This window comes from Planococcus sp. TJ-302 (assembly GCF_058268455.1).
The window spans coordinates 1,183,961-1,210,574 of sequence record NZ_JBZDOI010000001.1 but is presented as its reverse complement, the minus strand read 5'-3'; the positions used below and the strand labels follow the sequence as shown (position 1 = coordinate 1,210,574).

General features: G+C 45.4%; 28 protein-coding genes. 22 read left to right on the top strand and 6 right to left on the bottom strand.

All coding sequences use genetic code 11. The annotated features are described in order from the left end of the window. Positions 1 to 168: 168 nt before the first annotated feature. Positions 169 to 453: a hypothetical protein gene (locus tag AC4EHB_RS06145; protein ID WP_490980928.1), complete on the bottom strand. Its 285-nt coding sequence runs from the start codon at positions 451 to 453 to the stop codon at positions 169 to 171. Between the two features lie 171 nt (positions 454 to 624). Here AC4EHB_RS06145 and AC4EHB_RS06140 point away from each other — a divergent pair, with 171 nt between their 5' ends. Together AC4EHB_RS06140 and AC4EHB_RS06135 are read left to right on the top strand one after the other, a co-directional pair. Further along, a complete protein-coding gene (locus AC4EHB_RS06140) occupies positions 625 to 1,587 on the top strand; it encodes an NAD-dependent epimerase/dehydratase family protein (RefSeq protein ID WP_490980927.1) in 963 nt (320 codons plus the stop codon). Between the two features lie 160 nt (positions 1,588 to 1,747). Next, positions 1,748 to 2,824, top strand: coding sequence for a glycosyltransferase family 4 protein (locus tag AC4EHB_RS06135; protein WP_490974684.1), 1,077 nt, complete (start codon positions 1,748 to 1,750; stop codon positions 2,822 to 2,824). Between the two features lie 74 nt (positions 2,825 to 2,898). Here the strand turns inward: AC4EHB_RS06135 and AC4EHB_RS06130 are convergent, their stop codons facing one another. Together AC4EHB_RS06130 and AC4EHB_RS06125 are read right to left on the bottom strand one after the other, a co-directional pair. After that, the gene (locus tag AC4EHB_RS06130) at positions 2,899 to 3,945 is read right to left on the bottom strand and encodes an LCP family protein (RefSeq protein WP_490974683.1); all 1,047 of its coding nucleotides are present in this window, start codon (positions 3,943 to 3,945) and stop codon (positions 2,899 to 2,901) included. A 152-nt stretch (positions 3,946 to 4,097) separates the two neighbouring features. Then, positions 4,098 to 4,733 carry a YigZ family protein gene (locus AC4EHB_RS06125; RefSeq protein WP_490980926.1) on the bottom strand — a complete coding sequence of 212 codons (636 nt, stop codon included), beginning with the start codon at positions 4,731 to 4,733 and terminating at the stop codon, positions 4,098 to 4,100. A gap of 159 nt (positions 4,734 to 4,892) precedes the next feature. On the opposite strand from AC4EHB_RS06125, the gene AC4EHB_RS06120 reads away from it, so the two are divergent. The 7 genes from AC4EHB_RS06120 to AC4EHB_RS06090 all read left to right on the top strand — a co-directional run bounded on the left by AC4EHB_RS06120 (position 4,893) and on the right by AC4EHB_RS06090 (position 10,830). After that, a complete protein-coding gene (locus tag AC4EHB_RS06120) occupies positions 4,893 to 6,038 on the top strand; it encodes a sensor histidine kinase (protein WP_490974681.1) in 1,146 nt (381 codons plus the stop codon). Positions 6,039 to 6,064: 26 nt separating this feature from the next. Beyond that, positions 6,065 to 6,739, top strand: a complete 675-nt coding sequence (locus AC4EHB_RS06115) for a response regulator (RefSeq protein WP_490974680.1) — start codon at positions 6,065 to 6,067, stop codon at positions 6,737 to 6,739. Positions 6,740 to 6,853: 114 nt separating this feature from the next. Continuing rightward, positions 6,854 to 7,417 (top strand): DUF4440 domain-containing protein, encoded by a 564-nt coding sequence (locus AC4EHB_RS06110; protein WP_490980925.1) that lies wholly within the window; start codon positions 6,854 to 6,856, stop codon positions 7,415 to 7,417. A gap of 196 nt (positions 7,418 to 7,613) precedes the next feature. After that, positions 7,614 to 8,450: a DegV family protein gene (locus AC4EHB_RS06105; RefSeq protein ID WP_490980924.1), complete on the top strand. Its 837-nt coding sequence runs from the start codon at positions 7,614 to 7,616 to the stop codon at positions 8,448 to 8,450. A gap of 38 nt (positions 8,451 to 8,488) precedes the next feature. Continuing rightward, entirely contained in the window at positions 8,489 to 9,817 is a 1,329-nt protein-coding gene (locus AC4EHB_RS06100) for an ATP-dependent helicase ComFA (protein WP_490980923.1), read from the top strand. A gap of 200 nt (positions 9,818 to 10,017) precedes the next feature. Then, positions 10,018 to 10,473: a ComF family protein gene (locus AC4EHB_RS06095; RefSeq protein ID WP_490974676.1), complete on the top strand. Its 456-nt coding sequence runs from the start codon at positions 10,018 to 10,020 to the stop codon at positions 10,471 to 10,473. 18 nt (positions 10,474 to 10,491) lie between these two features. Further along, entirely contained in the window at positions 10,492 to 10,830 is a 339-nt protein-coding gene (locus AC4EHB_RS06090; RefSeq protein ID WP_490980922.1) for a PilZ domain-containing protein, read from the top strand. Positions 10,831 to 10,861: 31 nt separating this feature from the next. Here the strand turns inward: AC4EHB_RS06090 and AC4EHB_RS06085 are convergent, their stop codons facing one another. Beyond that, positions 10,862 to 11,569: an SDR family NAD(P)-dependent oxidoreductase gene (locus AC4EHB_RS06085; protein ID WP_490974674.1), complete on the bottom strand. Its 708-nt coding sequence runs from the start codon at positions 11,567 to 11,569 to the stop codon at positions 10,862 to 10,864. A gap of 128 nt (positions 11,570 to 11,697) precedes the next feature. On the opposite strand from AC4EHB_RS06085, the gene hpf reads away from it, so the two are divergent. The 12 genes from hpf (at position 11,698) to AC4EHB_RS06025 (ending at position 24,683) form a co-directional block, all read left to right on the top strand. Continuing rightward, positions 11,698 to 12,261, top strand: a complete 564-nt coding sequence (gene hpf / locus AC4EHB_RS06080; protein ID WP_490974673.1) for a ribosome hibernation-promoting factor, HPF/YfiA family — start codon at positions 11,698 to 11,700, stop codon at positions 12,259 to 12,261. 257 nt (positions 12,262 to 12,518) lie between these two features. After that, a complete protein-coding gene (gene secA, locus AC4EHB_RS06075; RefSeq protein ID WP_490980921.1) occupies positions 12,519 to 15,038 on the top strand; it encodes a preprotein translocase subunit SecA in 2,520 nt (839 codons plus the stop codon). Positions 15,039 to 15,097: 59 nt separating this feature from the next. Further along, a protein-coding gene (prfB, locus tag AC4EHB_RS06070; protein WP_490980920.1) for a peptide chain release factor 2 occupies positions 15,098 to 16,202 on the top strand; the annotation gives its coding sequence in 2 pieces (ribosomal slippage) (positions 15,098 to 15,172 and positions 15,174 to 16,202; 1,104 coding nt in all). A 482-nt stretch (positions 16,203 to 16,684) separates the two neighbouring features. Continuing rightward, complete coding sequence (locus AC4EHB_RS06065; RefSeq protein ID WP_490974669.1) at positions 16,685 to 17,557, top strand: YitT family protein; 873 nt, start codon at positions 16,685 to 16,687, stop codon at positions 17,555 to 17,557. Positions 17,558 to 17,606: 49 nt separating this feature from the next. After that, complete coding sequence (gene cccB, locus AC4EHB_RS06060) at positions 17,607 to 17,942, top strand: cytochrome c551 (protein ID WP_490974668.1); 336 nt, start codon at positions 17,607 to 17,609, stop codon at positions 17,940 to 17,942. Between the two features lie 273 nt (positions 17,943 to 18,215). After that, positions 18,216 to 18,902, top strand: a complete 687-nt coding sequence (gene ftsE, locus AC4EHB_RS06055) for a cell division ATP-binding protein FtsE (RefSeq protein ID WP_490974667.1) — start codon at positions 18,216 to 18,218, stop codon at positions 18,900 to 18,902. Continuing rightward, the gene (ftsX, locus tag AC4EHB_RS06050) at positions 18,892 to 19,776 is read left to right on the top strand and encodes a permease-like cell division protein FtsX (protein ID WP_490974666.1); all 885 of its coding nucleotides are present in this window, start codon (positions 18,892 to 18,894) and stop codon (positions 19,774 to 19,776) included. The genes ftsE and ftsX overlap by 11 nt, the downstream gene beginning before the upstream one ends. Before the next feature lie 78 nt (positions 19,777 to 19,854). After that, positions 19,855 to 21,357 carry a murein hydrolase activator EnvC family protein gene (locus AC4EHB_RS06045; protein ID WP_490980919.1) on the top strand — a complete coding sequence of 501 codons (1,503 nt, stop codon included), beginning with the start codon at positions 19,855 to 19,857 and terminating at the stop codon, positions 21,355 to 21,357. Positions 21,358 to 21,476: 119 nt separating this feature from the next. Next, entirely contained in the window at positions 21,477 to 22,055 is a 579-nt protein-coding gene (locus tag AC4EHB_RS06040) for a peroxiredoxin family protein (RefSeq protein ID WP_490974664.1), read from the top strand. Positions 22,056 to 22,067: 12 nt separating this feature from the next. Continuing rightward, a complete protein-coding gene (locus tag AC4EHB_RS06035) occupies positions 22,068 to 23,177 on the top strand; it encodes a trans-sulfuration enzyme family protein (RefSeq protein ID WP_490980918.1) in 1,110 nt (369 codons plus the stop codon). Between the two features lie 192 nt (positions 23,178 to 23,369). Then, positions 23,370 to 24,413, top strand: a complete 1,044-nt coding sequence (locus tag AC4EHB_RS06030; RefSeq protein ID WP_490980917.1) for a PDZ domain-containing protein — start codon at positions 23,370 to 23,372, stop codon at positions 24,411 to 24,413. A 12-nt stretch (positions 24,414 to 24,425) separates the two neighbouring features. Next, positions 24,426 to 24,683 carry a CsbA family protein gene (locus AC4EHB_RS06025; protein WP_490974662.1) on the top strand — a complete coding sequence of 86 codons (258 nt, stop codon included), beginning with the start codon at positions 24,426 to 24,428 and terminating at the stop codon, positions 24,681 to 24,683. 10 nt (positions 24,684 to 24,693) lie between these two features. On the opposite strand, the gene AC4EHB_RS06020 is transcribed toward AC4EHB_RS06025, so the two are convergent. Together AC4EHB_RS06020 and AC4EHB_RS06015 are read right to left on the bottom strand one after the other, a co-directional pair. Next, entirely contained in the window at positions 24,694 to 25,005 is a 312-nt protein-coding gene (locus AC4EHB_RS06020; protein WP_490974661.1) for an AzlD domain-containing protein, read from the bottom strand. Continuing rightward, a complete protein-coding gene (locus AC4EHB_RS06015; RefSeq protein WP_490974660.1) occupies positions 25,005 to 25,697 on the bottom strand; it encodes an AzlC family ABC transporter permease in 693 nt (230 codons plus the stop codon). Before AC4EHB_RS06015 ends, AC4EHB_RS06020 begins: the two co-directional genes overlap by 1 nt. A gap of 218 nt (positions 25,698 to 25,915) precedes the next feature. Here AC4EHB_RS06015 and AC4EHB_RS06010 point away from each other — a divergent pair, with 218 nt between their 5' ends. Next, on the top strand, positions 25,916 to 26,542 hold the full coding sequence (locus AC4EHB_RS06010) for a TVP38/TMEM64 family protein (protein WP_490974659.1): 627 nt from the start codon (positions 25,916 to 25,918) through the stop codon (positions 26,540 to 26,542). The last annotated feature ends 72 nt before the right edge of the window (positions 26,543 to 26,614 follow it).

Genomic DNA, 26,614 nt, shown 5'->3' with positions numbered 1-26,614 from the left:
CACAAAATATTAGTATATAGGAGAAAGTGAATTTTTTAAACTTTAAAAATTATTGAGAGTATTTCTTGCATATTTTAGCAGTTGCAGTTTTAAGGCTCGAGAATAAAGGGAAAAGAAGTAAATAGAACGAATAAAAACTTTCAAGATGAATTGAAAGTTTTTGGCATCTTATTCTTCTAGGGTGGATAATGTCTTTTTCGCAGTCTCCTGAACGCTGCTGCAAAAGTCGTCCTCAGCCAGTCGCTTTAAAGTTGGGGCAGGCGTGCAAGGGTTGGCAGCTACGCCTTTTCGCACCTCTGTATGCTGGTCCATTGACAAGTCGACAAGTAATCCTGTACATGTGATCAACTCGGCCAATGCGGCGCGTTCACTGTATTGCATTTTCAACACGTCCGCTTCGTCCCATGGCGTCCAGTCAGTCAAGCCTGCGTAAAATTGGTGATTGCCGTTCATTAATTTTGCACCCCTATTTGAAGTATGTTGGATTAATGCAAGTTGCTTTTATAAAGTTTGGCAAAAGGGCATGGAGTCATTAAAGTGCATATAGGTAGTTTTACCAGTATTATATCACGTTATCAGAAAAATTAAACAAAATAGAAATGCTTAGAAGAAAGGGGCGATAAGATGAATATTCTAGTGATAGGTGGGACATCTTTTGTAGGGCGCCATATTGTAGAAGCCGCCTTGCGAAGTGGCCACCAAGTCACCTTGTTCAACCGCGGCTTCAGCAATCCGGATGTCTTTCCGGAACTGCGCCATATTACCGGCGACCGCAGAAAAGATGCTGGTAAATTATCTGGGCTAGCCTGGCATGCGGTAATTGATACATGTGCTTATACACCAGCAGATTTGGCGCCGCTGTTCGAACATATTGAAACCGAACTTTACGTTTTCATCTCGACAATATCGGTTTACAGCGATTACACCAATGGTGCACCCACAGAAACTTCAGAGGTGTTAAACAAACACCTGGAAAATGATGAAGTGACCGGTGAAACTTATGGACCATTAAAAGTGCAGGCTGAAAAAATAGTGATGGATGCTTTCAGAAGCCGTGCATTGATTGTACGTCCAAGCATCGTCGCTGGGCCTTATGATCCTACTGACCGCTTCACGTTCTGGGCAAGTAAATTGGCGGAAAGCGGGAAAGCGTTGATTCCTGGCAGCAAGGCACGAAAAGTGCAGTGGATCGATGCACGGGATTTGGCGAGCTTTGTCATTAGGCAAATCGAAGAGGAAAACGGGGGGATCTTCAATGTAGCGGCGGACGCAATCGACATGGAACAATTTGTCTGCGCTGTTGGAATAGGGGAAACAGACGCTATATGGGTTGATGATGAATTTCTAATGGGCCAGGGCATTGAGGCTTTTGAGATTCCATTGTGGATACCGGTGTCCGATGAACATCCTGAAGGATTTATCGCAGTCGACAATTCCAAAGCGAAGAAAGCGGGGCTTCAATGCCGAGCGGCCGACGAAACTGCCAGAGATATCCGGGAATGGCTTACTGCACGAGGTGAAGGGCAATTGCAAGCAGGTATTAGCTGGGAAAAAGAACAAGAGCTGCTGGCTCTTTTTAAAAAATGAAATACTGATTTATTTTATGGGAATCTGTGAAACTTTTCATGGGCAAATGCGTCTTACTATAGAATAAAAACTTTATGCAAAAATCTAGTATTCTTTAAGCTGCGTGTTATAATAAAAATTGGATATATATGTGGTAAAAGAAGTTTTGAGGAGGAAAGACATGCTATACCTAACATTGGTTTTGGCATTTATCGCTTCTATAGTTCTCACTCCGATTGTGAAACGGTTGGCATTCCGTATAGGAGCAGTTGACCGCCCTAATTATAGAAAAGTACATGCGAGAATTATGCCTCGCTTAGGCGGATTAGCAATATTTGGTTCATTTGTTATCGGTTATTTCATTTTACGCCCAGAAGAATCGATTTCAAATGCCGTGGATCCGGCCTTTATCCCGATTTCTACAGCTATTTTAATCGGCGCCGTTATCATCACCATTACAGGTGTATTGGATGATATGTATGAAATTACTGCTAAAGCGAAAATGCTGGGCCAATTTCTTGCTGCAGCGATTGTCGTTGTAGCGGGGGGACTTGAAATTTCGTTTATCAACTTGCCGTTCGGGGGAGTACTTGATTTCGGGTATTTCAGTATTCCTTTGACAATTATTTGGATTATCGGTATTACAAATGCAATCAATTTAATTGATGGGCTCGATGGCCTTGCAGCAGGCGTTTCAACAATCGCCTTGACAGCATTGGCAATTATGGCATTTATCATGGGTGATCCATTTGTTATGTCACTTGCTGCAATCCTGGCCGCCAGTTCCATCGGCTTCCTGTTTTACAATTTTCATCCCGCGAAAATTTTCATGGGAGATACAGGGGCTTTGTTCCTTGGATTCATGATTTCAGTACTGGCTTTGATGGGCTTTAAAAATGTTACAGTAGTAGCATTGATTATTCCTATTATTATGCTGGGAGTGCCAATTTCGGATACATTCTTCGCCATCGTTCGAAGAGTGCGCGAAAAGCAGTCGATTTCTGCTGCTGACAAATCGCATTTACACCATTGCTTATTGAACATCGGCTTCTCCCATAGACAGACCGTATTGATCATTTACGGCATTGCCGCATTGTTCGGCTTAGCTGCATTGCTTTTCTCACAAGCAACTTTGTGGGGCGGCATCCTGCTCATAAGTGTTATGCTGATTGCCATCGAATTGTTCGTTGAAGTGGTAGGGCTCGCTGGCAAGAATTACCGGCCCCTTATCAATCTTGTCAAACTCATCGGAAAATAAAAAATCTGAAGCGCTCTGCGCTTCAGATTTTTTTTGGTTAATAGCAAAAGAAAAACCGCAGCAAGGCTGCGGTTTTAATAATCATCTTTATCTTCTGGAGTTTCTGCAAACTTAGTATCGCTATTGTCTGAAAGGGTGGATGTATCTGGTTTTAACCCTAAATGGCTTTGCAGAATATCTTGTACTTCTAAAAGAGACTCTTTATCGAGTTGCCAGTAGTAAGTGCCGGTAGACATGTCGTCATATCCTTGTACAGTCAATGTATCAACATCCGGTTTGCCGTCTTTTGCATATTCAAAGAACGATTGCATATCTTTGAATGTCAAATCAGTTTTCATATTGCCCCCAACTGCATCAATAACATCGCCGTACTTAGTTAATGAAGAAGCGGATAGTACTTTGTTCATGATGCTCTCGATAATCATTTGCTGGCGTTTTCCTCGCTCAATATCATTATCGTAATGGCGGGTTCTGGCTAAGGCAAGCGATTCACTGCCGTTTAATGTCTGTAAGCCTTCTTCAAGAACAATCGCATCTTTTTTATCATTTTCATCTTGTTCTTTCAAATCATAAGGTACGTTTACTGTGATGCCGTCAAGCGCATCAACTACATCGATGAAAGCATCAAAGTTCATGCGTACATAATAATCGACCGGTACATCCAGCAAACCTTCCACACTTTCTATTGTGGAACTGGGTCCATTATAAGCATAAGCATGTGTGATTTTATCTTCCCTGCCAGAGTCCGGGATAAAAGTATAGGTATCTCGCGGAATGCTCACTAGCTTGATCGATTTGTCTTCGTTGTTCAATGTGGCGAGAACCAAGGCGTCGGAACGGGTATTGCTATCGCTTTGTCCTCGTTTTTCACTATTATCAACGCCAATGAATAGGATGGAAACATTATCGTGCAGAGGTTCAACCTGTTCTTCTCTCAGTTCGGACTTGCCGCGGTCTCCGGCAGTTTCAAAAGCGTTTTCGGCAGCATTCTCCACTTTTTTTATTAGATAGACGCCATAGGCAGAACCGCATATGAGAACAGATAGGGCTAAAGTTATCAATACTTTAATCGTCGTGCGCTTTTTTTCGCTTTTGCTTTTGCGGTAATGTTTACGATTCATGGTTAAAACTCCTCTATAATAGGAATGGGTTAACCGAGTATAGAATTCGATCGATCCAATCTTTCCGATTTTAATCAGCATTGTATACAAGTCAGCATACATAGATTCTATTTATTATATACTGAGTTAAATGATACGTAAACGATAATTGATCAAATGGTTTTAAACTCCAAAAATTTGTTTTCTAAGCAGCTGATGACAGCCTGGCCATTAGTCAATTCGTTGATCCATGTGATGAACTCATCTTCTTTTTCCACGGGAACAAAGATGTGGAGACCTACTCCTTCAGAGTAAATAATGTCATCCAATGGATATTCTGATTGTCGTACCTCATTTTCGATTTTGCCAAGCCATGTATAGTCAATCGAGACGTTCATCCGTCTGTGCAGCCGCCGTTCCACCACTCCGGAGGCCAGGATTGCTTCGCTGGCTGTTTTCCCATATGCGCGGATCAATCCGCCTCCGCCAAGCTTGATGCCGCCGAAATACCGGGTGACCACAATTACTGTGTCTTTTAACCCTTGTTTTTTTATCACTTCCAGGATTGGGACGCCGGCCGTTCCACTAGGTTCCCCATCGTCATTCGCTTTTTGGATAATATTATGTTCGCCGATTATATAGGCCGAACAATTATGATTTGCGCTCCGATGCTTGGCCTTAATGGAATCAATAAAATCAATTGCTTCTTTTTCGGTTTCTGCGCGAGCTGCGTAACCAATAAAACGGGATTTTTGTATAATGATTTCACATTGGTTTAATTCACCGATAGTTTTGTAATTTTCTCGCATTTTAATGCCTCCTGGTGTAAAATGTAATCAGATAATATGTAATGTGTTTTTAATATGGATTTGCTTATAAAGTGATATACTAGTTTAAGTCGTAACAGGCATAAAGGTATACAGATTTTACCCCTATATACAGTTCAGTATAGCTAAGGCGGTTTTAAAATGGCTAAAAAATACGATGTGAAAGCACTGGATTCCATTTTCGGCGATGTCCTGGATAGAATGGAAAGTTCAAAGCAGGATATTTTCGTCATCAGTGAACAAAGTCGCCAAAGTTATGAAGATATGAAAAATGAACTCGAAGATGTCCGGTCGAATATCACGCGGATTGTAAAGACCGGCGACCTTCTGGAAGACAAAACACGCGCGGCGCGAAGGCGTCTAGCAGAAGTCTCAAAGTTTTTTGATACACTCTCAGAAAGCCAAGTCAGCCAAGCGTATGAACTGGCGAATGGGCTGCAGGTGCAGTTAGCGGAAAACCGGGCTGAAGAAAAACAGTTTCGCCAAAAACGGGATCGGCTGCAGCGCCGGTTGCAATCACTTTTGCAGACGATTGAACGCGCAGAGCATCTTGTCAACCGGCTGAACGTGACGATGAGCTATTTGACTTCCGATTACGAAGATGTCGGTGAAGCGATCGATAAAGCCAAGCTAAAGCAAGATTATAGCCTGCGCATTATTGAAGCGCAAGAAGAAGAACGAAAACGGCTTTCGCGGGAAATTCACGACGGTCCCGCCCAGATGATGGCGAATGTGCTGCTCCGTTCAGACCTGATCGAACGGACATACAGGGAAAAAGGGCCGGAACTGGCTTTCCAGGAGATTAAATCATTAAAAGAAATGGTGCGGGACGCGCTCACTGAAGTGAGAAGAATCATTTATGATTTGCGGCCGATGGCCTTGGATGATCTGGGGCTTGTACCGACATTAAAGAAATATCTTGAAACCACAGAAGATTACAACAAGGGTACCAAACTTTACTTTCAGTCTAACGGCAATGAAGTGCGGCTTCCCGGCAATTACGAAACTGCCATTTTCAGGCTGGTTCAAGAAGCCATAACTAATGCAGTCAGGCACGGCAAAGCTTCTAAGATAGAAGTGAAAGTGGAATGGTTGAAAAACCATGTAACGCTGATCGTAAAAGACAATGGATCTGGATTTGACCAAGGCATTGTGAAAAACCAGTCGTTCGGTCTGCTCGGCATGAAAGAGCGGATTGAATTGGTGAACGGTGAATTTTTTATCAATTCGTCGCCTGGCAACGGCACGGTGTTGATGTTCCAGATTCCATTGGAGACTGAAAGTTAAGAGACGGTATTGAGGAGGACAACATAATGACGAAGATTATTATTATTGACGACCATCAATTGTTCCGCGAAGGAGTAAAACGCATTCTTGATTTTGAAGACTCGTTTGAAGTCGTCGCTGAAGGCGGAGACGGAACAGAAGTAGTTAAATTGTATGAAGAATACCAGCCGGATGTCGTGTTGATGGATATCAACATGCCACAGAAAAATGGTGTAGAAGCAACTGGTGAATTGATTGAGAAGTTCCCGGATGCAAAGGTCATTATGCTGTCGATCCATGACGACGAGTCGTATGTGACACATGCTTTGAAAACAGGCGCACTCGGCTATATGCTGAAAGAAATGGACGCGGAAGCAATCATCCAAGCCATTAAAGTTGTGGCTAAAGGCGGATCGTACCTGCATCCGAAAGTTACGCGCAATTTAGTGATGGAATTCCGCCGTTTAAGCGAACGCGAAAACAAAGGTTCATTCCATCAAACTGAAATTCGCCGCCCATACCATTTGCTGACAAAACGCGAAAGCGAAGTGCTCCAGCTTTTGACAGATGGACAAAGCAACCGTGTAATCGGTGAAACCTTGTTCATTTCTGAAAAAACGGTAAAAAACCATGTTTCCAGCATCCTTCAAAAAATGCAGGTGAATGACCGTACACAAGCGGTTGTCACAGCGATTAAAAATGGCTGGGTTGAAGTGCGATAAAAATACTTTAAAAGCCTGCTGAAAATGCAGGCTTTTTTCTATGTGTTTGGACACAGTTTCTTCATTGTAATTGGTGGCGAGCTATGGCAAAATTGACGGCAGGAGGAATGCGAGATGAAAAAATATCTAGTAGCTGCAGGGCTCATCCTTGTTCTAGCAGGGTGTTCCGATAGAGAAGAAGAGGCAGAAAACGGCAATACTTCGGAAGATGGCAATGCCTCAGCTGAAAATAATGCTGTCGGTCATGGCATCGAAGACGGAGGGGAAGTCGGTTTTACGCTAGACGATGAAGGCAATGTGCAGCAGGCAGAAGTTCCCGCTGAAGAGGAAAAAGCGGTTTTAGCATCCTATAAAGAGTATATCGAAGCATTCAATGCGGAAGATACTGACCGCTACATGACAGTGATTTCCGAAAATCCGGAAGGCTTTGACCGGGAAGAAGACAAAAAGGCTTTGGAAGAAGCATTTGCTGCATTTGATACGACTTATACGACTTCTGATGAAACCATTGTGAAGTACGAAGCTGGCCGCGCTGAAGTATACGCCACAATCGCTGTAGAGATGAAAGATCCGAATTCCGATAAAAGCACAGGACAGACAGGCAGACAAGTAGTGGTCTTCAAGAAAGAAGAAGGAAACTGGCTTGTCAGCGCGCTGCACTTTATCGGCAGCCAATGAATGCGTACGGTACGAGTGAATGGAAGCTAAGGCGATGCCTAAAGCTGAGCAAGAACTAAAGAGAGACGGGACAAGGCAGAAGATTCGCCCTGTCCCGTCTTTTTGTTTTTACCTCATAGGGCTTGCTATTGAGGCCACATATTTATGTACTTTTATATTGTTATTTTTGTTAAACTGGCAATGGAGGCTGATAGAATTGAAAACAGCGATTGTAACCGACAGTACCGCATACATACCGGAGCATGTCCGGAAAGCGAAAAAAATCGAAATGATTCCACTGCAAGTGACTTTTCATAATGAGTCTTTTGCGGAAGAAAAGGAATTGCATGTCGATGAATTTTATAAAAAAGTGAGCGGCACATTGCCTAAAACATCTCAACCGCCTTTAGGCGAATTTGTCAATTTGTACAGCAGACTTGCAGAGCATCACGATGAAATTGTCTCAATCCACTTATCAAGCGGCATCAGCGGAACGTTCAATGGCTCTGTTCAAGCAAATGATCTTGTGGAAGGCGTAAAAGTCTATTCTTTTGATTCGGAAATTTCCTGTGCCATGCAAGGATTTTATGCCATAAAAGCGGCGGAAATGGCTAATTCCGGAGAACGAGCCGCGAATATCATCGCACAGTTGGAAAAAATGAAAGAGTCGATGCGAGCGTATTTCATGGTTGAAGACCTCATGCACCTGAGCCGTGGCGGCCGCTTGTCAAACGCACAAGCGATAGTCGGTGGTATGCTGCAGATTAAGCCACTGCTCCATTTTGATGAAAAAGTGATTGTGCCTTTTGAGAAAATTCGGACTCGCAAAAAAGCAATGAAGCGAATCGGAGACTTGCTGAAAGAGGATTTTAGAGTCGGCGGCCAAATTCAGGCGACAGTGATCCACGCCAACCGTCTGGAAGAGGCTGAAAAATGGATGGAACAATTAAAAACGGAATGCCCTGAAGTGGACTTCGGTATTTCCTTTTTCGGACCGGTCATCGGAACGCATTTAGGTGAAGGCGCTATGGGTCTTGGCTGGGTTAGAAAATAACCAGCCAAGTTCACTTATAATATGGAAGGAGGATGCGAATGGATGAATTGGAAGCATTTTTCAAAGGAAGAATCTGGCTGAAAGATTTTACGCCTTTTTCGGAAGAACAAATTGAACACGCCATAGCCAAAGGCGACCTGCTCGTCACCAGAGGCATCACAGCAGACGGACAATGCGCCCGCTGCCTGGAAAAATCCCCTCAAAAAATCCTATCTTATAATTGTGCGAAATGCGGCAGCATCTGCTTGTATTGCCGGCATTGCATTCAAATGGGGCGCATCAGTTCCTGTACGGAATTGATCTCCTGGGCGTCCTCATCTCCCCAACTACACCTGAACCATTCATTCAATTGGAGCGGCACGCTGACTGCTGCTCAACAGGCTGCTTCGACAGAAGTGGCTGACAGCATGGCAAGAAAGGAAAATCATCTGGTCTATGCGGTCTGCGGAGCGGGAAAAACGGAATTGCTCTTTCAGCCGATATTCGATGCGCTCCAAAAAGGGCTCCGCATCTGCATCGCAGCCCCGCGCACGGACGTTGTCCTGGAACTGTCACCGAGAATCCGTACGGTGTTCCCCTTAACGACTGTCCATACACTACATGGTGGTGCGTCAGTGGAAGAAGGATTCGCAGATATCGTTATTTCCACGACCCATCAATTGTACAGATTCGAAAAGGCGTTCGATGTCATGATTGTCGACGAAGCGGATGCTTTTCCTTATTCTTTTGACGAGGCCTTGGAGAGGGCTGTACTAAAAGCAGCAAAACCCGATTCTCCGATTGTTTTTGTATCAGCGACCCCTTCCAATAAATTATTGAAGCGGGCAGCGAACCGATCCGAAATCTTTAAGCGTTTTCATGGCCATGACCTGCCAGTGCCCGTATTCAAGCCGCTTTGGGCTTATAAGAAAAAATTGAGGCGCAACGCCATTCCTCAAAAACTTAGGTTATGGATCGAGGAACGCATTGCCAAAAAAGAACCATTCCTGCTATTTTTGCCGACGATTGAATTAATTGACCACAGCATTCCGCTCTTCAAAAAAATGGATGCCCGTATTGAAGCAGTGCACTCCAAAGATCTTCAGCGCAAGGAAAAAGTTATGGCACTGCGCAATGGAAACATCCCCGGACTTTTGACGTCGACCATATTGGAGCGGGGCATTACCATACCAAATGTACAAGTGGCGGTGGTCGGAGCGGACGATGCGCTTTTTAATGCCTCCGCATTGATTCAGATTGCCGGGAGGGCTGGGCGTTCGATTTCTTATCCGGCTGGCGATGTAACCTTTTTCCACGATGGTATTTCCCGGGAAATGGACAAGGCAAAATCGATGATCACTTTTTACAATAGGAGGGGAATGCGCTGAACTGTTATTTATGCGATCAGAAAATGCGGCATGAGCCAACATGGCGAAGCCTGTTCTTCCGTGATTTATCTGAAACAGCCTGTCCGTCGTGCAAAGCCCAATTCTGCAGGGTGCCAAAGGCTTGCTGTGGCATATGCGGACTTCCAGGGGATGCAATCTGTCGGGACTGCAGCGAATGGGAAAGGACAGAATATGCGGGGATGGTGGATTCCGGAAAAAGCCTGTATTTGTATAATGAAGCGATGAAAACCTTTCTCCACCAATATAAATTCCTCCAGGACGTTGTTCTTTCGGAAGTCTTTGCAGGTGACATCAACGAAGCGCTGCGCCATTCCAGCTCCATGTTAGTGCCTATTCCAATGAATAAGGAAAAGTTGAAAAAAAGGACTTTTTCGCAAGTGGACGAGCTGCTGGCGTCTGCTGGATTGCCTTTTACCCACCTGCTGTCGAAGACAGATCAAGTTCAAGGCCAGAAGAATCGGCAAGAACGCTTGGAAAGCGCAAAGCTTTTTGAGTGGAATGGCAACGAAATACCGGATAAAATCATGTTAATCGATGATCTGTATGCAACTGGCACGACAATGCGCCACGCTGCAAAAGAATTGAAAATGGCGGGAGCCGGTGAAATTGAGCTGTTTACCTTGATACGGGCATAAGCGCAGAGGAGGGCAATCATGATTTTCGACAGAACGGAAAGTTTCAGGCATGCGTTTGGAAAGCCTCCAGAAGTCCGCATGAAATTTAAGTCAGGGCGAGAAAATTCCGTATTCGGTTTGCTGCTGGATATCTCGCCTTGTGGAGCACGGGTGTTTGTTGACGATGAAATCCCTGCCAATGCTGACACCTTAAGCATTTCTTTCGCCATTACGAATGAAAGGATCAGCGCTGATTGCCTAATAATATGGAAGAAAGAAGCGGCCGGCGGTTGGATTTATGGCCTCCACTTAACGCGGGACGCTGTCCGCGAAATGTTCATCGCAGATGAAGTGAAAGCTTTGAAAGAAAAGAAATAGGCCTGCCGAGCCGGCAGGCCTATTTCTTTTCTTAATGTTCGTAAATCATTTTATGGGTCATGCCACCATCGATTTTCAAGCATTCGCCGGTAATAAAGTCATTTTTCGGATCGCAGAGAAACAGGCATGCGCGTGCAATGTCATCAACTCTTCCAACACGTCCGCTCCAATGCTGCTGGTGGTCTAAGGGGCGCAAGTCTTTTTCATCTCCGGTGTGGATCCATCCCGGAGCGACAGAGTTGACCCGGATGCTGTTTTCGCTAAGAGTGGCAGCCAGTGAATGGGTCAATGCGTAAATGCCGCCCTTAGAAGCTGAATATGTTTCAGTATTGGGTTCTGACATGAAAGCGCGTGTTGAAGCCATATTGACGATGGAACGGATATCCTCGGTCATGAAGCGTGCAGCTTCACGGCTGCAGATGAACACGCTCTTAAGGTTAGTGTCCAAGACCCTGTCCCATTCCCTTTCATCAACTTCCCATATGGATTTGAATTCGGATATGCCCGCATTATTAATGAGAATGTGTATGGCACCATGGTCATTGTTAATAGAAGCGAATGTCTCAATCACTTGGTTGAAGTTTCCGACATTGCAACGCCGGAATTCCACCCCGTCGATTTTCACTTCTTCAATATCCAGCGCAATGACTGTAGCTTGCTGTTTTGCAAAATGCTCTGCGATGCTCTTTCCGATTCCTTGAGCAGCACCGGTGACGACAACAATTTTGTTTTTTAACATAATTTTCATCTCCTTATTAATTTATTTACCTAATCTTTACGAAGTTGAAACTTTTCACGTTTTAAGCAGGAATGTTAAGGGAAGTTATAGAAATAATACCGTGTAAGCTAATAGAAGGAGGAGTTAACATGCTACTATTTAACATTCGAGGCGACAACTTTGAGGTAACTCCAGCAATTCGCGAACATATTGAAAAGAAAGTTGAAAAAATCGAACGTTATTTCCCTGAAGGAACTGATGCTACGGTTATGGTCAACTTAAAAACGATCAATAACAGCCAAACTCAAGCGGAAGTTACAGTGCCGATGAAAAACCTGGTACTCCGCGGGGAAGAGCGCCATGAAGACTTATATGCAGCTATCGATTTGATCGTTGCCAAACTGGAACGCCAAATCAGAAAATATAAAACACGCATCAACCGCAAGTTCCGTGACCGTGAAAGCCTAGGCACAGCGTTTGCGTCGATTGAAAACGAAGCAAGAGCCCTTGACTCGATTGAAGAGGACGAGGAGGATCTGACAATTGTGCGCACGAAACAATTTGATTTGAAACCGATGGATGAAGAAGAAGCGGTTCTTCAAATGAATATGCTGGGCCATAATTTCTTCGTCTTCACCGATGCAGAATCGAACGGCACGAATATCGTCTACAAACGAAAAGATGGAACATACGGCTTGATCGAAACGAGCTGACTCCGATAAAAAGCCTCTCCTAGCGAGAGGCTTTTTTCTGTGATGAATGTGCTTAACCAGCCAATTAAAGCATTCTTGTTTATTTGCACAGGGTTCCTAGCAGTGTTAAAATGAGTCATGAGAATTTTTGTCATGGATTAGAAATAAAAGGCGCCGAGGCAATGGCATTATGGCGCCTGTAGATTATCACACAATAGCAAAAGCGTTTTGGCATCTTGTTAAGGGACAGCCAGACACTATACAGGGAGCGGTTATATATGCTTGGAGTATTAAATAAAGTATTCGATCCGAACAAACGGGACTTGAAAAAATTAGAAAAGACTGCTGACACTGTCGAGGCATTGGCAGCTGATTTTGCAGCTTTATCCGACGACGCTTTAAAAGCGAAAACGGATGAGTTCGTAGCACGCTATGCAAAAGGCGAATCATTGGATGAAATGCTTCCAGAGGCATTCGCAACAGTACGCGAAGCATCAAAGAGGGTTCTTGGCATGTATCCTTTCCGCGTCCAGATTATGGGGGCAGTATCCCTGCATGAAGGGAATATCTCGGAAATGAAGACCGGGGAAGGTAAAACTTTGACTTCGACACTTGCCGTCTATTTAAATGCAATTGCAAAAAAAGGTGTTCACGTTGTAACGGTCAATGAATATTTGGCTAGCCGGGATGCTATCGAAATGGGCCGTTTATATGAATGGCTTGGCTTAACGGTCGGCATGAATTTGAACAACTTGACGAAAGACGAAAAAAGAGCAGCTTATGCAGCGGATGTCACATACAGCACGAATAATGAGCTTGGGTTTGATTACCTGCGCGACAATATGGTGCTTTATAAAGATGATATGGTTCAGCGTCCGTTGAATTACGCCGTCATTGATGAAGTCGATTCAATTCTGATTGATGAAGCACGGACTCCATTGATCATTTCAGGGCAAGCAGCAAAAGCGGCCCAGCTTTATATGCAAGCCAATGCGTTTGCTCGCCTTCTGATGAAAGACACGGATTATACGTTTGATGAAACAACAAAAGGCGTTGTGTTGACAGAAGAAGGCATTGAAAAGATCGAGAAAGCATTCAGCATCGATAATTTATTCGACATGAAGCATGTTCGGTTGAACCATGCGGTCAATCAGTCGCTGAAAGCGCAAGTGACAATGCATAACGATGTCGATTATGTCGTACAAGACGGCGAAGTGGTCATCGTTGACCAATTTACAGGACGCTTGATGAAAGGCCGCCGCTATTCTGATGGCCTCCACCAAGCAATCGAGGCAAAAGAAGGCCTTGAAGTTCAAAATGAATCAATGACGATGGCAACGATCACGTTCCAGAACTTCTTCCGTATGTATTCGAAATTGTCGGGGATGACCGGTACAGCGAAAACAGAAGAAGAGGAATTCCGCAATATTTACAATATGAACGTTATTACAATTCCGACCAACAAGCCGATTATCCGGGATGACCGGGTCGATTTGATTTATGCGACAATCGCTGGAAAATACAAAGCGGTTGCGGAAGATATCGCTGAGCGCCATAAAAATGGCCAGCCAGTGCTTGTCGGTACTGTCGCTATCGAAACTTCTGAAATCATTTCAGCTTATCTGAAAAAAGAAGGCATCAAGCATTCCGTTCTTAACGCCAAGAATCACGCTTCAGAAGCTGAAATCATTTTGAATGCCGGCCAAAAAGGCGCAGTGACTATTGCAACTAACATGGCAGGCCGTGGTACCGATATCAAACTTGGTGAAGGTGTCATCGAAGCGGGCGGCCTTGCGGTGCTTGGCACAGAGCGCCATGAATCCCGCCGCATCGATAATCAGCTGCGCGGACGTTCAGGGCGCCAAGGAGATCCGGGTGTTACGCAATTCTATCTTTCATTGGAAGATGATTTGATGCGCCGTTTCGGTTCTGACGCAATGCGTTCTATGATGGGTAAATTGGGCATGGACGATTCGCAGCCGCTTCAGTCGAAGATGGTGACGCGTTCTGTAGAATCCGCCCAGAAACGGGTAGAAGGAAACAACTTTGACGCACGTAAACGCTTGCTGCAATATGACGATGTTTTGCGCCAGCAGCGGGAAGTTATCTACAAAGAGCGAATGGAAGTTCTTGAAACTGGCAATATGCGCGCGTTAGTGGAAAAAATGATCGACAGTTCTATCGAACGGATGGTCTATAGCCACACGGCTGATGAAAAACCGGAAAACTGGAACCTGAAAGCGATGTCCGAATTGATCGGTGCGAATCTGCTGCCGGAACACACAATTACCTTGGCTGACCTCAAAGGGAAGAACCAGCAAGAACTGATTGAGTTCATCACAGCGGCTGTCAATAAACGCTACGATGAAAAAGAGCAGGAATTGACATCGGACCGCATGCGCGAGTTCGAAAAAGTCGTTCTCCTCCGTTCGATCGATACAAAATGGATTGATCATATTGATGCGATGGACCAGCTTCGCCAAGGGATTCACCTGCGCGCTTATGCCCAGAACGATCCGCTCCGTGAATATCAGCAGGAAGGTTTTGCAATGTTCGAGGAAATGGTGCTCGCCATCGAAGAAGATGTTGCGAAATATGCCATGAAAGCTGAAATTCGCAGCAACTTGGAACGCGAAGAAGTTGCAAAAGGCCAAGCGGTCAATCCGAAAGAGGATGGGCCAGCGGCAGTTAAAAGAAAAGAACCCGCACGCAAGGATGTATTAATAGGACGCAACGACCCTTGCCCATGCGGCAGCGGCAAGAAATATAAGAATTGCCACGGTACGACAACAGCATAACAAGCAAGCCATGCCGAAGAGCGAATGCTCTTCGGTGTTATTTTGAGGAGGAACTTTCAATGATAGAATTAGCAAGCATCCGCAACGAGCTCGACAAATCCGCCAGCAAATTGGCCGACTTTAGGGGGTCACTTTGACTTAGAGAACAAAGAAGCCCGCATTCAAGAATTAGATGAAATGATGCAGGACCCAAGTTTCTGGAACGACCAAGATTCAGCGCAAGTGGTGATATCAGAAGCGAATGGCTTAAAGGAAATCGTCAATACCTACTATAACTTTGTGGAAACCCAGGAAAATCTGGAAATGACACTTGAACTTTTGCGTGAGGAAGAAGACGAAGAAGTGTATGATGACCTTACTTCAGAGTTAAAAGCCTTCATCTCGCAACTAGCCGATTACGAACTGACGATGCTGCTCAGCGAGCCTTATGATAAAAACAATGCGATTTTGGAATTGCATCCAGGTGCAGGCGGAACAGAGTCGCAGGATTGGTGCTCGATGCTGCTTCGCATGTATACGCGTTGGGCTGAGAAACGCGGCTTTAAAGTGGAAACATTGGATTACCTGGCTGGAGACGAAGCAGGGGTGAAATCTGTCACGCTCGGCATCAAAGGGCATAATGCTTATGGCTACTTGAAAGCTGAAAAAGGCGTGCACCGACTCGTCCGCATCTCACCATTTGATTCTTCGGGGCGCCGCCACACGTCGTTCGTATCCTGTGAAGTGATGCCGGAGTTTACTGGTGAAATTGAAATTGATATCCGCACGGAAGATCTGAAAATCGATACGTACCGCGCAAGCGGCGCCGGCGGGCAGCATATCAACACGACAGATTCCGCTGTCCGCATCACCCACCTTCCAACCAATTCGGTTGTAACGTGCCAACAAGAACGCTCGCAGATCAAAAACCGTGAGAAAGCGATGCAGATGCTGAAAGCGAAATTGTATGCTCTTAAGATACAGGAACAGGAAGAACAGCTTCTTGAAATCCGCGGCGAACAAAAGGAAATCGGATGGGGAAGCCAAATCCGTTCTTATGTGTTCCACCCGTATTCAATGGTTAAAGACCACCGCACGAATTTTGAAACCGGAAATCTCCAGGCTGTCATGGATGGCGATATTGACGGCTTCATCAATTCATTGCTGCGTTCAAAAATGCAATAAGCTAAAGCTAAATAGTTAACAGACATTCCACAAAACAGCTTTGCTTTCCTGCGGGCTTGCGCCGAACTAACTCGTGCTAGCGCTCGAGTGGATTTCGGCACTTCGCTATCCCGCGGGAGTCGGAGCTGTTTTGCTTCATGTCTAAATATATGAAAGATACAGCATCAAATTTATCTTTAAAGTCTATCGATAAAACAAATAATTCGCTATAAAGAAATACTTTGAATGAAGCGGAAGGCGGCGACTCCTGCGGGAGCCGTGCCTGCGGAAAGCGTCTGCCCAAAGCGCAATGAAAAGAATATTTGAGATTTTCTTTATAACAAACCAAAAGCTCGGAAGCGTTTTTCGCTTCCGGGCTTTTTCGTTCCCAAGTGAGTTAGATGGCAACCTGCTTTATCTTGATGAAGTTCACAAGCGACTGTTCCTTTGGTATACTCTGACGGGGTTAAAGAGCTTATTAAGGAAAGAGGATTCAAACCATCATGATGAAAAACAAACAACGCAACCGTAAAGATCCACATCCGCTGCTGCGAATATTTGGTGAGTATTTCAGCATCATCGTCGGCTCCGCAATTGTGGCAATTTCGTTTAATGTATTTTTGCTGCCGAATGAAGTGGCTTCAGGCGGCGTGAGCGGCATCAGTACGATCTTAAAAGGCGTATTCGACTGGAAGCCAGCTTTCGTTCAATGGGCGTTCAATATTCCATTGTTCATTGCGGGCATCATTTTGCTCGGACGAAATTTCGGTGCCAAAACGGCAGTGGGCACGGTATTCCTGCCGCTTGTTGTCTTCTTGACGGAAGCTTGGGAACCGTGGACGCTGAATCCGCTTCTTGGGGCTTTGTTCGGAGGAATTCTTGTCGGGCTTGGCCTTGGCATCGTCTTCCGCGGTAATGCTTCGACCGGGGGAACCGATTTAGCTGCGCAGATTATCACGAAGTATACCGGATTTACACTAGGCACTAGTGTCGCGCTTATAGACGGACTGATTGTGCTTGCTGCTGCCATCGTTTTTGATATTGAAAAGGGCTTATACGCATTGGTCGGGTTGTATGTGACGACAAAAACCATCGACTTGGTGCAAGTCGGATTTGGCAGGTCAAAACTTGTATACATTATCACCAACAAACAAGTCCAAATGCGCGATGCCATCTATGAAGAAATTGATCGTGGCGTCACAAAGCTGACGGCAACTGGTGGTTATACAGAAGCTGAAAAGCCAATTCTTCTAGTGGTCGTCCACCAAACTGAATTTACCCGGTTGAAGAAATTGGTCAAGGATGTCGATCCTGCGGCATTCGTCATAGTTTCTGATGCAGCAGAAGTCCTGGGAGAGGGTTTCAAAAGAGCATAGTATTGGTATACTGTATTGTGTAGATACTTAAAGCGAGGAGGAACAAAGAATGAAAAAGCAATTGATGGCTTTATTATTCGGTTCTGCTTTGGTTCTTGGAGCATGCGGAGGCGGAGAAGATACTGTTGCACCGCCTGCAGACTCAGGAAACGGAGACACGGCAGCTGTTGATGCTGAACAAGTTGTTCAGCAAAACTGTATTTCTTGCCATGGTGAAAATCTTGAAGGGCAAGGAAATTTCCCACCATTAAATGATGTTGGTGCCAGATTATCAGAAGAAGAGATCTTAGGCGTCATTGAAAATGGCCGTGGGGCAATGCCTGCAAAAATTATTGAAGGTGAAGAAGCGACAGCTGTAGCGAAATGGCTGTCCGAGAAGAAATAAACCGGCTAATCAGCCGGTTTTTTCTTTTTGTACAGAAATGATAATAATTTGCGAATAGAACATTTATATGTTAAATTAAACGACGTTCTCAACAGCTGGTTATAGCGCAATCAACTATTACTTTATATTTCTATAATGATAGACATATATCAACAAACCCAATTGATACAGAACTGTAATAAAAAAAAAGGTTTAGGATGTTATAATGATTCTGCCGGAATTTTTTAGAAAAACTCAGCTTAGGGAAACTTAATTCATATAGGTGGTTATTAAATGATTCAAATGAAGAATATTTATAAAAAATATCCGAATGGCATTGTAGCGCTCAACGGACTGAATGTTGAAATCGACCAAGGCGAATTCGTTTATGTAGTAGGACCCAGCGGGGCCGGGAAATCGACTTTCATCAAAATGATGTATCGGGAAGAACGTCCGACATCAGGGAAAATGTTCGTAGATGGCATCGACATTGCTACATTGAAAAACAAAAAAGTGCCAATGCTGCGCCGCCAAATGGGCGTCGTATTCCAAGATTTTAAACTTTTACCAAGGTTGAATGTTTACGAAAATGTTGCATTCGCATTGGAAGTTATCGAAGAATCCCCGTCTAGAATCCGTGAACGCGTCTTAGACGTGCTGGATATGGTGGGATTGAAGCATAAAGCGCGCATGTTCCCGACGGAATTGTCCGGCGGTGAGGCGCAGCGGGTATCGATTGCACGCTCGATCGTCAACAAACCGAAAGTGGTCATTGCCGATGAGCCTACAGGAAACCTGGATCCTGAAACTGCTTTGGATATCATGAATCTGTTCGAAAAGATCAACGCAACGGGCACGACGATTTTAATGGCGACACATAACAAGGAAATCGTCAACACAATACGCCATCGCGTAATTGCCATAGAAGGCGGACTGATTGTCCGTGACGTAGCTGGAGGTGATTACGGTTATGAAAGCTAGAACCTTATGGCGCCATTTCCGTGAAAGCCTTAAAAGCCTCGGCCGCAACGGCTGGATGACTTTTGCATCTGTCAGTGCTGTAACAGTAACCTTGCTGCTTGTTGGAGTTTTCGTTTTGATTATGATGAACTTAAACAAAGTTGCCGATGATCTGGAAAATGATGTAGAGATGAAGGTCTTTGTTTCATTGGAGACGGACGATGCCAGAAAACAAAGCATCGAAGAGACGATAATTGATATACCCGAAGTGGAATCAGCAGTCTATTCCACAAAAGAAGAGGAATTAGCTGATCTTGTTCTTGATTTCGGAAATGAGCTGGATTTATTTGAGCAAAACAATCCATTATTCGATGTTTTTTATGTCAAAGCTTCCAATCCTCAACAGACCGGAAATGTGGCAGCTGAGATTGCTGAAATTGAGAACATAGAAAAAGTAGAGTATGGCAAAGGCAAAATTGAGAAGTTGTTCAATTTCCTTAATGCCGGAAGAAATGTCGGTTTGGTATTAATACTGGCACTACTCTTTACAGCAATGTTCCTGATTTCCAATACGATCCGGATTACGATAGTGGCACGTCGCCGGGAAATTGAAATAATGAAACTTGTAGGGGCGACCAATTGGTTTGTCCGCGTGCCATTTATATTTGAAGGCATGTGGCTTGGCTTACTGGGATCGATCATACCAATCGGCCTGGTTGCTGCACTCTACTATAATACGCTCGAATTTATACAGCCAAAATTGAGTGGGGAATTATTCCAATTGCTTGGCTTTACTCCGTTCATCTACCAAGTGGGCGGCTTGATCTTGCTGATGGGCGTCTTTATCGGTGTCTGGGGCAGTTTCATGTCAATCCGGAAATTCCTGCGCGTATAATTTACAACTTAGAGATAGAGAAGACAGCGAGATAAGAGAGAGAGAAGAAAGAACGTATACCGAAAGGGGAACACGAACTTGGGCTCGAAGTCGAAATGGGTGTTGGCCAGTTTATCATCTGTATTAGCATTGTCGGTATTAATACCGACTGCTAATGCGGATAAATTAACTGAGCTGGAACAAAAACAGCAACAAGCAGAACAGCAGCAAAATCAATTAAATTCAGGCATCTCTGAAAAAACAGGGGAAATGAAAAAAAATGAGACGACCTTAGAAAGACTCTTGTCTCAGATTAAGGAACTGGAAGCTAAGATTGGTGAGACCGAAGCGAAGATTTCCAGCGTAGAAGGCGACATTGAAAAAACAGTAACCGAAATAAATGATTTGAAAGCATCGATTAAAGAATTGGAGCGCAAGATTTCCGATAGAACGGAATTGCTTCAAGAGAGAGCCCGTGCTATTCAGTTGAGCGGCGGTTCTGTCGATTACATAGACGTATTGCTCGGAGCGAACAGCTTTATCGATTTCATCGACCGTTTTTCAGCTGTCAACACGTTGATTGAGGCAGATCGGGAAATCATGAAAGAACAAGCGTATGATAAAAAATTGCTTGCAGAGCAAAAAGCGCAAGTCGAAACGAAATTGGCGCAGCAGGAACAGCGCCGCGCTGAACTTGAATCATTGAAGGGATCACTCAGCGGGCAGAAAGCTGAGCAAGCCGGATTGCAAAAAGAATTGCAAGCAGAACAAAAACGTTTGGCAAGTGAAAAAGCCAATTTGGTTGTTCAGCGCGATGAATCAATTGAAGTTTCTGCAGAACTGGAAAACCAGATTATAGCAGAACAGGAACGATTGGCTGAACTAGCCAGAAAAGCTGAAGAAGAGCGCCAGCGCAAATTAGCTGCTGAGCGTGCAGCGGCAGAGAAAGCAGCAGCAGAAAAGGCGGCGGCTGAACAAGCAGCGGCACAGCTTGCTGCAGCACAACAGGCAGCGGCACAACAGGCAGCAGCAGAAAAGGCAGCAGCGGAAAAAGCGGCTGCAGCCAAAAAAGCGAGCGCTAAACCTGAGCCGGCAGCAAGTGCACCAGCGGCACCCGCTGCAGCACCAACTCCAGCTCCAACTCCAACCCCTGCTCCGGTACCTGTTGTATCTTATACGGCACCGATCAGTGCAGACTTTATCCGTCCAACTTCGGGACGCTTCACATCTGATTTCGGATGGCGCGATATTGGCGCAGGACAGGAATTCCACCAAGGTGTGGATATAGCAAACAGTAAAGGGACGAATGTTGTCTCAGCAGCGCACGGATTTGTGTCGTATGCGGGTTCAATGAATGGATACGGCAATGTTGTCATCGTAACCCATTCGATTAATGGCCAGACGCATGCAACAGTCTATGCTCACTTGAATGCGATTGGCGTTTCTGTTGGCCAATCAGTTTCTCAGGGACAAAGTGTCGGACAAATGGGGAACACGGGACGTTCATTCGGCGACCATCTCCATTTTGAAATTCACGTCGGCCCTTGGAACGGTGCACGATCCAATGCTGTCGATCCTGAAAGATTCGTTTCCTTAAGATAAGAAAGGCCGGCATCGACAGCGATGCCGGTTTTTATTTTTATTCACAAATCAGTGGTTAGCATAGTGGATTTCAGCCCTTGGTTTAACGTATGATGAAAGTTAGGCGAGGTGAAAAGGCAATGTCGAAAAAACTGATCGGCTTGACACTGGTTGCGGTATTGATCGGGATAGCGATTGCTGGAGTGGTAAAAGACAATATTGAAAAAACCAATGAGTTCGACAATATCGCACTTGGCAGCGACGTTGATTTTTTGGCGACCGAACAAGGGCTGGCTAAAGGTGAAATGGCCCCTGATTTCGAATTGACGACGTTGGCCGGGGAAACCGTCAAGCTGTCTGATTATAAAGGGAAAAAAGTTATTCTAAATTTCTGGGCTACATGGTGTCCGCCATGCCGGGCAGAAATGCCTCACATGCAGACATATTATGAAAATCAGGCAGCTGCGGACAATGTAGAAATTTTAGCCGTGAACTTGACAAAAGAAGACCACGGATTGGAAAAAATCAAGACATTTAAAAAAGAGTACGGATTGTCATTCCCGATTCCGATGGATGAAAAGGGAGAAATTGGCGCGTTGTACCAAGCTGTGACAATACCAACTTCCTATATACTGGATACGCAAGGCCGCGTCCAGACGAAATTTGTCGGGCCGATGGACAGAGCTACAATTGAACAAATCATAACGCCTATAGACTAAGGGGATGAGAAGATGGACTCGATTAACACGAAATCAGTGCATACTGCAACTATGAAGGAACGCACAATCCAACCAAAAGTGATGCCGCTTTACCAGACTTCAGCGTTTGCTTTTTCTTCATTAGAAGAATTGGAAGGCTATTATGAAGGAAATGGCACTTATTTGTATTCCCGGACAGCCAATCCGAATACTGATGCGCTCGGCCAAACGGTAGCAGATCTTGAAGGAGCTCCACAGGGAGTTGCAGCGTCTTCTGGCATGGCAGCCATTCTTGCCGGGATTCTCGCCGTCGCTGGTACAGGCGACCATATCCTTGCAGCTGAAGATGTTTATGGCGGCACATTCCATTTGCTGAAGGAAGAACTGGTGCACCTGGGAATGACCGTCCATTTTGCTGATTTCACAGACCTCAGCCAAGTTGAACAAATTCTGATAGACTATCCGGAAGTAAAACTGATTTTCAGTGAGTCCATCACCAATCCATTTCTAAGAGTTGAAGATCTTGCAGTACTTGAGCAATTGAAAAAACATTACGGTGTGAAGCTGATGATCGACAATACATTTGCTACACCGTATACGGTTCAGCCTTATGCTTTAGGCGTCGATCTTGTCGCGCATAGCGCTACCAAATATTTGGGTGGCCATAGCGATGTGACGGCAGGCGTGCTTGTCGGAGACGCCGAATTGATTCGGTTGGCTGAAAGCCGCATCGTTAACCTGGGAATGAATTTAAGCCCATTTGAAGCATGGTTGACTATCCGCGGCATCAAGACGCTAGCGGTTCGGATGAAGGCACAGACAGAAAATGCGGCTGCGATTGCAGCGTTTCTTGAGGGCAAAGCTCAAGTCTGGTATCCAGGCAAGGGCGCGATTGTTACATTCGCATTGCCGGAATCAATGAATGTTTCCAAATTCTTTTCATCACTGGGCTGGATCAAAATTGTTCCTACTCTGGCTGGAGTGGAAACGACGGTTTCCTACCCGTTCGGAACTTCGCACCGGGCGTTGTCCCTTGAAGAAAAAGAGAAAATTGGGGTTACGCGCCAAGTAATCCGCTTATCAGCTGGAATTGAAGGAACTGATGATATTTTATCGCAGCTTGGCGCTGCGTTTGAAAACTGAAAAAGAAGTGCAGTGAGCGCTGTTTCTTTGGTACAATGGGAAGTAATGCAAGTGGTTGTGAATAGGAAGGTGTAAAAAGTGATAATGGATGCGTTACTGGACATAGGAAAATTTTTTATAAACCCTGTTTTTTACATAGCTTTGTTGGCAGCGGTGATGCTCGGCTACTTCCGAGTCAAGAAAGAACGGAAAATGTTTCGTACACGCATAGTTTGGGGCTGGCGGGAATTTGCCGGACTTCTGAAGGACGGATTGCTGTTCGCGCTTGTCTTTTCAGTGCTTTTTGCTGGCATCGGGTTGGTTGTGCCAATTGAATGGCTGATCGCTTTAAGTGCGGCGGCTATTTTGCTAATGGTAACCGGCGTTTATCAGCTCGGCTCGTTCATCTATTTGGCATCGGCTGCTGTGTTCATCGGCTGGTTATTCCGAGCCAACGGCTGGATCCTGGATCTTGGAATATATAGCTATAGCGGCTACGCGGTCAATTGGGGCTGGCTTGTGCCGGTTGCATTGATTTCCGGGGCCATGGTGGCTGCCGAGGGCTTGCTGATTCGCAGGCACGGAGCGGAAGCCGCCTCGCCAAGGCTTGAAACCTCTTCCAGAGGGCTGGCGGCCGCAGCTTATACAGCAAAACGCCTGTGGCTGTTGCCAGTGCTGCTGGTTGTGCCGGGAGATCTTATCGAATCATACGCGCCATACTGGCCGCAACTGCCAATCGGTCAAAGCATGTTTTCGTTCATCCTGTTTCCAATGGTTTTCGGTTTTCATAGCCGTGCCAGAAAAACGATGCCGATTTATTTATATCCGGCAATCGGAGGGCTCGTCTGGAAGCTCGGTGCGGCAATTATCTTGCTGTCGCTTGTGGCATTGCTATGGGAGCCACTCGCTTTCATCGCGCTTGTTGCCGGTGCAGCGGGACGCCTTGCGATTACTGTGAATTTTGAGCTGAAAGAACGCCAAGGCAATAATGCAGTTGCGCCGCAGTCTCTCGGAGTGATGATCATTGACGTGCTGCCGGATTCGCCGGCACATAAGATGGGCTTGCTGCGCGGAGAAGTGATTCGCAAAGTCAACGGTTTATCGGTATCAAACGAAATGGAATTATATGAAGCCATCCAAGTGAATGCTGCCCATTGCCGGCTTGAAGTGCTTGACCACAGCCGGGAAGTAAGGCTGCGCCAGCACGTTATTTTCCGGCATGACCACCATCGCTTGGGGCTCATCGTTGTTAAATAAGGAGCTAATAAAATGGAATCGATGCTTACAAAGTTTTTATTGTCCCTGCTGATCCCTGGCCTACTGGTCGTACTCTTTACAAGGGTCACTTTCAATCACATTGTGGGGTTAATTTTAACGGTTGCATTGATCGCAGCTGCAGTTTATGCAGGATACACTAATACGTGGTTTTTATATGCCGTAAACGCTGCTTCCCTGACATTCGGGTTCTGGTATGCAACACGGATGTATCACCGCACGAAAAAAGCCGAAACTCATGAAGATGAGTAACGGCTTTTTTTTAGGAGAAAAACAGACTGTAAGCGGCTAGGACTGCAATGGAGCCCAGCACGACCAGCATGACGTTGGCGCCGGCCAAAGCAATGCCGAATGCGGCCGCCGCCCCGATGGCGCCGAACCAGATATTATCATCCTGGATAAACAGGATCGCTGGAAAAATCAAGGCACCCAGTACGGCGTAAGGAATATTGCGCAGAATCCGCTGGACGGTGTCCGGCAGTTCACGGCCTTCCAGAAATGTTAAAGGAATGGCGCGCGGCAAGTAAGTTACAAGTGCCATGCCTAAAATCATCCACCAAAACCAATCGCCCATTATGTTTTCACACCTTTCGAAGAAATGATTTCAATGATGACGGCAGAAGCGAGAGTGGAAAATAGGATAGCCCATCCGGTGGACAGCCAACCGGTGAAGTAGAAGACGGAGTTGATGATTCCGGCAATTGCTGCCAAGCTGAACACTTTGCGGTTTCCGCGCATCGAGGGGACTAAAAGGCCGACGAACATAGCATACAGCGCAATCGACATGGCTGCCTGCAGAAATTTTGGCAGGTTGGCTCCAATCAAGTGGCCGAACGCTGTGAATACCACCCAGCTGCCGTATGAGATGGCGATGACGCCCGCTGCGAAAGACGTGCGCACTTTGCTGTCTTCCTGGATAGCGAGAACTGCAAACGATTCATCCGTGATGCCGAACGCGTATAACGCTTTTTTCCAGACGGCCGCAGGTTCCATTTTTTCATTTAACGCAGCAGTCATCAGAAAGTGGCGGATATTAACGACGAATGTATTCAGCACGATAAGAATCGGTGCGACTCCGGCGGTGATCAGCGACAGTGAAATATATTGCGCCGCTCCCGCAAATACGAAAATACTCATGGCTGTTGCTTCGATGAGCGACAAGCCGGTAGTCTTTGCCAGCAGCCCGAATGTCAAGGCGACCGGGAAATAGCCGATAGCAATACTGGTGCCGGCTTTCAGCCCAGCAGTAAAACCACGTTCCGTCATGGGGCAAACTCCTTATGTAAAAGTATTTCTCTTTTCCAAATGAGGGGAAAGAGTGTAAAGTAATCAATATAGTCTATCATAAGATAATTCGGCTTATGAAGTATAGTCTAAAAAAACAATTGGCGGCCAGTTCCAGCGAGTTCCAATGCTTCTATAGGATTCGTTGGTTATTGGTGCGTCTACATAACGGCACATAACAGAGGCAGAGGATGGGCTACATGGCAGACTTTTTTTCATTGGAAAATATTATCGAATTAACGCAATCATACCGGGCATTCGGTCCGCTCATCGGATTTTTACTGCCATTTCTCGAGGCATTTTTGCCGTTTTTGCCACTCTTCGTATTTGTCTTCGCAAATGCCACAGCGTATGGATTATGGTTCGGGTTTTTGCTGTCATGGCTTGGGACAGTAGTAGGGGCATACGCCGTCTTCCTGATTGTGCGGAAATACGGACAAGCGCGCTTCATGAATTTCATGACGCGCCATGAAAAAGTGCAGAAATTGATCCGCTGGGTGGAACGCAATGGCTTTGGCCCGTTGTTCTTATTATTATGCTTTCCGTTTACACCATCCGCATTGGTCAACTTGGTGGCCGGCTTGTCGAATATCAGCCGCCATTATTATTTATTGACGGTAATGGCAGGAAAATTTGTCATGGTCTTCATCATTTCGTTTGTGGGCTATGATATCCGGGCGTTGTTCACGCAGCCGCTGCGGACAGCAATCGTCATTGCAGTCATTTTGCTGCTTTATGTGGTCGGCAAGATTTTCGAAAAAAGACTGCATAAAAGAGTGGAAGAAGACTTCAGGCAAGCAGGAGAAAACAATAAAAAACAGGGATGAGAAGGCTGCGGAAAGTAGCAACTTACCTGTTTTTCTTATATAATAAGAACAAACGTTCTGAAAAGGAGTGGT

Bases quoted from the DNA above. Each gene is read 5' to 3' on its own strand.
- ftsE (WP_490974667.1), top strand. From the start codon at position 18,216: ATGATTCAAATGAAGAATATTTATAAAAAATATCCGAATGGCATTGTA.
- secA (WP_490980921.1), top strand. From the start codon at position 12,519: ATGCTTGGAGTATTAAATAAAGTATTCGATCCGAACAAACGGGACTTG.
- AC4EHB_RS06025 (WP_490974662.1), top strand. From the start codon at position 24,426: ATGGAATCGATGCTTACAAAGTTTTTATTGTCCCTGCTGATCCCTGGC.
- AC4EHB_RS06065 (WP_490974669.1), top strand. From the start codon at position 16,685: ATGATGAAAAACAAACAACGCAACCGTAAAGATCCACATCCGCTGCTG.
- AC4EHB_RS06030 (WP_490980917.1), top strand. From the start codon at position 23,370: ATGTTTCGTACACGCATAGTTTGGGGCTGGCGGGAATTTGCCGGACTT.
- AC4EHB_RS06135 (WP_490974684.1), top strand. From the start codon at position 1,748: ATGCTATACCTAACATTGGTTTTGGCATTTATCGCTTCTATAGTTCTC.
- ftsX (WP_490974666.1), top strand. From the start codon at position 18,892: ATGAAAGCTAGAACCTTATGGCGCCATTTCCGTGAAAGCCTTAAAAGC.
- AC4EHB_RS06130 (WP_490974683.1), bottom strand. From the start codon at position 3,945: ATGAATCGTAAACATTACCGCAAAAGCAAAAGCGAAAAAAAGCGCACG.
- AC4EHB_RS06015 (WP_490974660.1), bottom strand. From the start codon at position 25,697: ATGACGGAACGTGGTTTTACTGCTGGGCTGAAAGCCGGCACCAGTATT.
- AC4EHB_RS06040 (WP_490974664.1), top strand. From the start codon at position 21,477: ATGTCGAAAAAACTGATCGGCTTGACACTGGTTGCGGTATTGATCGGG.
- AC4EHB_RS06020 (WP_490974661.1), bottom strand. From the start codon at position 25,005: ATGGGCGATTGGTTTTGGTGGATGATTTTAGGCATGGCACTTGTAACT.
- AC4EHB_RS06090 (WP_490980922.1), top strand. From the start codon at position 10,492: ATGATTTTCGACAGAACGGAAAGTTTCAGGCATGCGTTTGGAAAGCCT.
- hpf (WP_490974673.1), top strand. From the start codon at position 11,698: ATGCTACTATTTAACATTCGAGGCGACAACTTTGAGGTAACTCCAGCA.
- AC4EHB_RS06095 (WP_490974676.1), top strand. From the start codon at position 10,018: ATGGTGGATTCCGGAAAAAGCCTGTATTTGTATAATGAAGCGATGAAA.
- AC4EHB_RS06120 (WP_490974681.1), top strand. From the start codon at position 4,893: ATGGCTAAAAAATACGATGTGAAAGCACTGGATTCCATTTTCGGCGAT.
- cccB (WP_490974668.1), top strand. From the start codon at position 17,607: ATGAAAAAGCAATTGATGGCTTTATTATTCGGTTCTGCTTTGGTTCTT.
- AC4EHB_RS06140 (WP_490980927.1), top strand. From the start codon at position 625: ATGAATATTCTAGTGATAGGTGGGACATCTTTTGTAGGGCGCCATATT.
- AC4EHB_RS06145 (WP_490980928.1), bottom strand. From the start codon at position 453: ATGAACGGCAATCACCAATTTTACGCAGGCTTGACTGACTGGACGCCA.
- AC4EHB_RS06010 (WP_490974659.1), top strand. From the start codon at position 25,916: ATGGCAGACTTTTTTTCATTGGAAAATATTATCGAATTAACGCAATCA.
- AC4EHB_RS06110 (WP_490980925.1), top strand. From the start codon at position 6,854: ATGAAAAAATATCTAGTAGCTGCAGGGCTCATCCTTGTTCTAGCAGGG.
- AC4EHB_RS06085 (WP_490974674.1), bottom strand. From the start codon at position 11,569: ATGTTAAAAAACAAAATTGTTGTCGTCACCGGTGCTGCTCAAGGAATC.
- AC4EHB_RS06125 (WP_490980926.1), bottom strand. From the start codon at position 4,733: ATGCGAGAAAATTACAAAACTATCGGTGAATTAAACCAATGTGAAATC.
- AC4EHB_RS06100 (WP_490980923.1), top strand. From the start codon at position 8,489: ATGGATGAATTGGAAGCATTTTTCAAAGGAAGAATCTGGCTGAAAGAT.
- AC4EHB_RS06115 (WP_490974680.1), top strand. From the start codon at position 6,065: ATGACGAAGATTATTATTATTGACGACCATCAATTGTTCCGCGAAGGA.
- AC4EHB_RS06035 (WP_490980918.1), top strand. From the start codon at position 22,068: ATGGACTCGATTAACACGAAATCAGTGCATACTGCAACTATGAAGGAA.